The organism is Intestinibacter sp., assembly GCF_034113885.1.
In the GTDB taxonomy this organism is placed as follows: Bacteria; Bacillota; Clostridia; order Peptostreptococcales; family Peptostreptococcaceae; genus Intestinibacter.
In genome coordinates, this window is record NZ_JAXEWM010000110.1 from 1 (window position 1) to 3435 (window position 3435).

A 3435-nucleotide genomic window follows, 5' to 3' on the forward strand; every position below is an offset into this window, starting at 1 on the left:
TACGGTAGATTTAATTATAAAAAATTAAAAAAACGCTCAGAAAAATACAACTGTATGCATGTCCACGGTTCGAAAAGTACGCACAGCTTTGTTATAAACGACGAGATAATTATTTACAATGAGAGCCAGTGCAGACCTAGATATCTAGTTGAATTGAAGAATAATAAGAAAAATCACGACTAAAAAATTTAAAGGACTTGCAAATTCCGCAAGTCCTTTTTAAATATTAAACTGCCTTATCAATTTTACAGCTTTTCTCAGCTCTATAAAAAGTCACAGCAATCAAACACCCCAATACAGCTATACCAGCCAAAGCAAAGAAACCAGAACTCATACTATAGCTAGAGGCTAATTTACCAGTCAACATAGGGAAGGTAGTCATCCCAATAGCATAAAACGCTTGGAAAAATCCCATCGCAGTTGATTTTTGAAATGGCTTGACCTCCTTCATGGCCTCAGAGGTAGCGCACGAAAACAATATTCCACTCGATGTTCCCGGCAGTATTTGCAGCGCCATAATAATCGGAATGCTGCCTACTGTAGGCACTAGCACGCAGTATGTCGCGATAATCACAAGCACAGTAGGTATCAACACTCTAGGTCCGCCCTTAAACACATTTTTAGAAGACAGTGCAGAGAAAGTCACCGAAGATACCATATATATAATAGAAGAAATTCCTATTATCGCATTTGAAGCACCTAAGTCGCCTAGCACTTGGTTGGTAAACGACATTGAAGTAGTCAATTGAACTCCCTGCTGAATAAGCGCTATAAATGAAAAAAGAAGAAGTCGCTTATTTGAGAATACTGAAATTAATTCGCCTGCTTTGTGAGTGCTTTTTTCTGGAGCCTTCTCCTTTATAGACAGCGATAATAAAAATGTCGTCACACCACCGCAAACACTTAAGACGCATAATCCTCTCATATTTATAGAATTATAAAGCAAAGTACTCGTGATAAATCCTATCAGCATTCCGATATTATTAAACATTACAATTCTAGCTGTAGCAGATTGCTGCTCTTCCTTAGAAAAATGTCCTGTATAAAATACCATAAATGAAATCCACATAGCAGATGCAAGTCCAGACAGCAGATTAGCTATCAAGAATCCGACTCCATTTGGCATCAAAACTCTAAAAAGTGACGCCATCCCAGATGACAACCCGCCGATCATTATGAAGTATTTATGCTTTCTGACTATATCAGCGCTCAGACCAACCGGCAATCTAAGTAGCATCTGAGATATTCCGTACGCGCCGACGATTATACCTATAAACGATGTACCCACGTTTATAGATGTAAGATATATAGTTTGATACGGTATATACACATATTGTGCAAACCAGAAGAAGGACACACTTATTAGAAATATCATTTCCTCCTTCTTTGAAAATTTATTATTTTCCATGATAAAATCCCCATTTCTATTTATTTACAAATATATTTTAGAAGTGCTGGTAATTACTGTCAAATGAATTTAACTCATTTGATTTATTAAAATCTTATATAAATTGAATGTCATACAACTTTTATATTGTTTTAGAATATTTGAGATGATAACCTTATATCATGGAAAATATATTTAAAGGGGAATTACTATGAAGAAAAAAACTTTCAAGGCGGCACTAACTGCCACGATTCCTATTTTTATAGGATTTTTATTTATAGGTTTAGCCTATGGTGTTTATATGAATGCGAAGGGGTTTAACTACATATATTGTACACTTATGAGTATTATCGTATGTGCTGGGGCGCTGCAATTTGTAGGGGTTGAACTTTTAGTATCTGCATTTAATCCGGTTTATGCTTTTATAATGAGTGTGATGATAAATGCTAGACATATTTTTTACAGTATTTCTATGCTAGATAAATACAAGGACACAGGGTTAAAAAAGCCGATTATGATTTTTGCGTTATGTGATGAGACCTTTTCTATAAATATAAGCGCGAAGATATCTGATGATATGGATGAAAAATTATATTATTTTTATGTGACTTGTATAGTTTTCTTTTACTGGGTTTTTAGCTCGTTTGTAGGAGGAGTATTAGGTGGATTTGTAAATATCAATGTCACAGGAATTGATTTTATCCTTACAGCGCTGTTTTTCGTGACATTTATAAATCAATTAATCGAGTCAAAGCAATATATGCCATCGCTTATCGGATTGATTTCGAGCTTTATTTGCCTAATCGTATTTGGCAGAGATAATTTCATAATTCCATCTATGATAGTTATATTGATTATACTGACTGTGTTCAGAAATAAATTTGACAAAGGGGAAGCGGGTGAAGTGGAAAATGACATTTAATCAAATAATTATAACAATCGCATTTTAGGATATTCGCTGTTTTCTATATCCTCTCTTTGGTAGCATCCAAGAGCTATAATTTGACCCATATCCTTCATATTTAAATAACGACAAATAGTTTCATAGCTAAGCTTAAGTGCAGTCATGGCGTATCATGTTAATATAGTTATATTTTTCTGTTAATATAATGGTAGAAAATCTATTTTATAGTTAATATAATTAATATTGTCGTAAGGATTAAAAAATTTATATGAGTGAAAATTTTAATAAATATTGGATTATTTGGGAGGAAAATAAATGAAGAGAATGGTTAGAGATTTCGTACTATTATTTGCATCAAGCTTTGTGTATTCATCATTAAATAAAATGGTGAGTGTTTCATTATCGCAAACATTAATTGTATCATTAGGATTTGCTGGATTATTTAGTTTATTAAATGAAATAGTTAGATGTTTAAGTGAAGAAGATTTAAAATTAAAAAAATCACTTTCTAAAAGTGAAATAGAAAAAATGAGACAAATAAGATTAGTAGTGAGAGATTCTATAGTGACATTTTTAGTGTGCTACGGATCTATGACATCTTCTTTAAAATTAGGAGCAGGGCTATCATTTTTAGAAGTATTACCATTTATAATAGTAGCTTTAGCACCAACAGTAGTTATAACAGCTATAAGCAAAGAAATAAGAATACCATCAAACAGAAATGCACAACAAGAGATAAGCGGATACGAATTTAAAAAATTAGCTTAATATAAATTTAATATACATCGGAAAATAGGTCTATATAATATGAAAAATATATATTATGTAGGCTTTTTTTATGCCCAGATAAATGTAGATATAATTGAAAAATTCTGAAAATAATGTGCGATTTTATATGAACATAATAACATATTTTTTGAAATAGACATTATTTTTAAAAATGTTTGAAATTTTTGAAAAATAAAGATACAACCTCGTAATTTCAATGGTTTGTTACATTTTTGGGAAAATGTTTTTAAAAAATAGTCAAATAAAAGAAAATTTATATGATGTTAATATTATGATATTTTGGGTTAATATTCTTATAGAAAATATATCCATAAGTATATATAATTAAATTAACAAAAGATAAGAAAACAAAAAA

General features: G+C 31.1%; 5 protein-coding genes. 3 read left to right on the top strand and 2 right to left on the bottom strand.

Translation table 11 applies throughout. The annotated features are described in order from the left end of the window. The coding region (locus SPD90_RS06665; protein WP_320924714.1) for a hypothetical protein at positions 1–183 on the top strand (183 nt) is incomplete at its 5' end. Positions 184–226: 43 nt separating this feature from the next. Here SPD90_RS06665 and SPD90_RS06670 read toward each other — a convergent pair. After that, positions 227–1408 carry an MFS transporter gene (locus SPD90_RS06670; protein WP_320924715.1) on the bottom strand — a complete coding sequence of 394 codons (1182 nt, stop codon included), beginning with the start codon at positions 1406–1408 and terminating at the stop codon, positions 227–229. Between the two features lie 190 nt (positions 1409–1598). Here SPD90_RS06670 and SPD90_RS06675 point away from each other — a divergent pair, with 190 nt between their 5' ends. Next, positions 1599–2309, top strand: coding sequence for an AzlC family ABC transporter permease (locus SPD90_RS06675; protein ID WP_320624998.1), 711 nt, complete (start codon positions 1599–1601; stop codon positions 2307–2309). 8 nt (positions 2310–2317) lie between these two features. Here SPD90_RS06675 and SPD90_RS06680 read toward each other — a convergent pair whose 3' ends face one another. Next, a complete protein-coding gene (locus SPD90_RS06680) occupies positions 2318–2455 on the bottom strand; it encodes a hypothetical protein (RefSeq protein WP_320924716.1) in 138 nt (45 codons plus the stop codon). Positions 2456–2606: 151 nt separating this feature from the next. On the opposite strand from SPD90_RS06680, the gene SPD90_RS06685 reads away from it, so the two are divergent. Continuing rightward, a complete protein-coding gene (locus tag SPD90_RS06685; RefSeq protein ID WP_320924717.1) occupies positions 2607–3059 on the top strand; it encodes a hypothetical protein in 453 nt (150 codons plus the stop codon). Positions 3060–3435: the final 376 nt, after the last annotated feature.

Excerpts from the sequence above, each read along its gene's own strand:
- SPD90_RS06680 (WP_320924716.1), bottom strand. The coding sequence starts at position 2,455 with ATGACTGCACTTAAGCTTAGCTATGAAACTATTTGTCGTTATTTAAAT.
- SPD90_RS06685 (WP_320924717.1), top strand. The coding sequence starts at position 2,607 with ATGAAGAGAATGGTTAGAGATTTCGTACTATTATTTGCATCAAGCTTT.
- SPD90_RS06670 (WP_320924715.1), bottom strand. The coding sequence starts at position 1,408 with ATGGAAAATAATAAATTTTCAAAGAAGGAGGAAATGATATTTCTAATA.
- SPD90_RS06675 (WP_320624998.1), top strand. The coding sequence starts at position 1,599 with ATGAAGAAAAAAACTTTCAAGGCGGCACTAACTGCCACGATTCCTATT.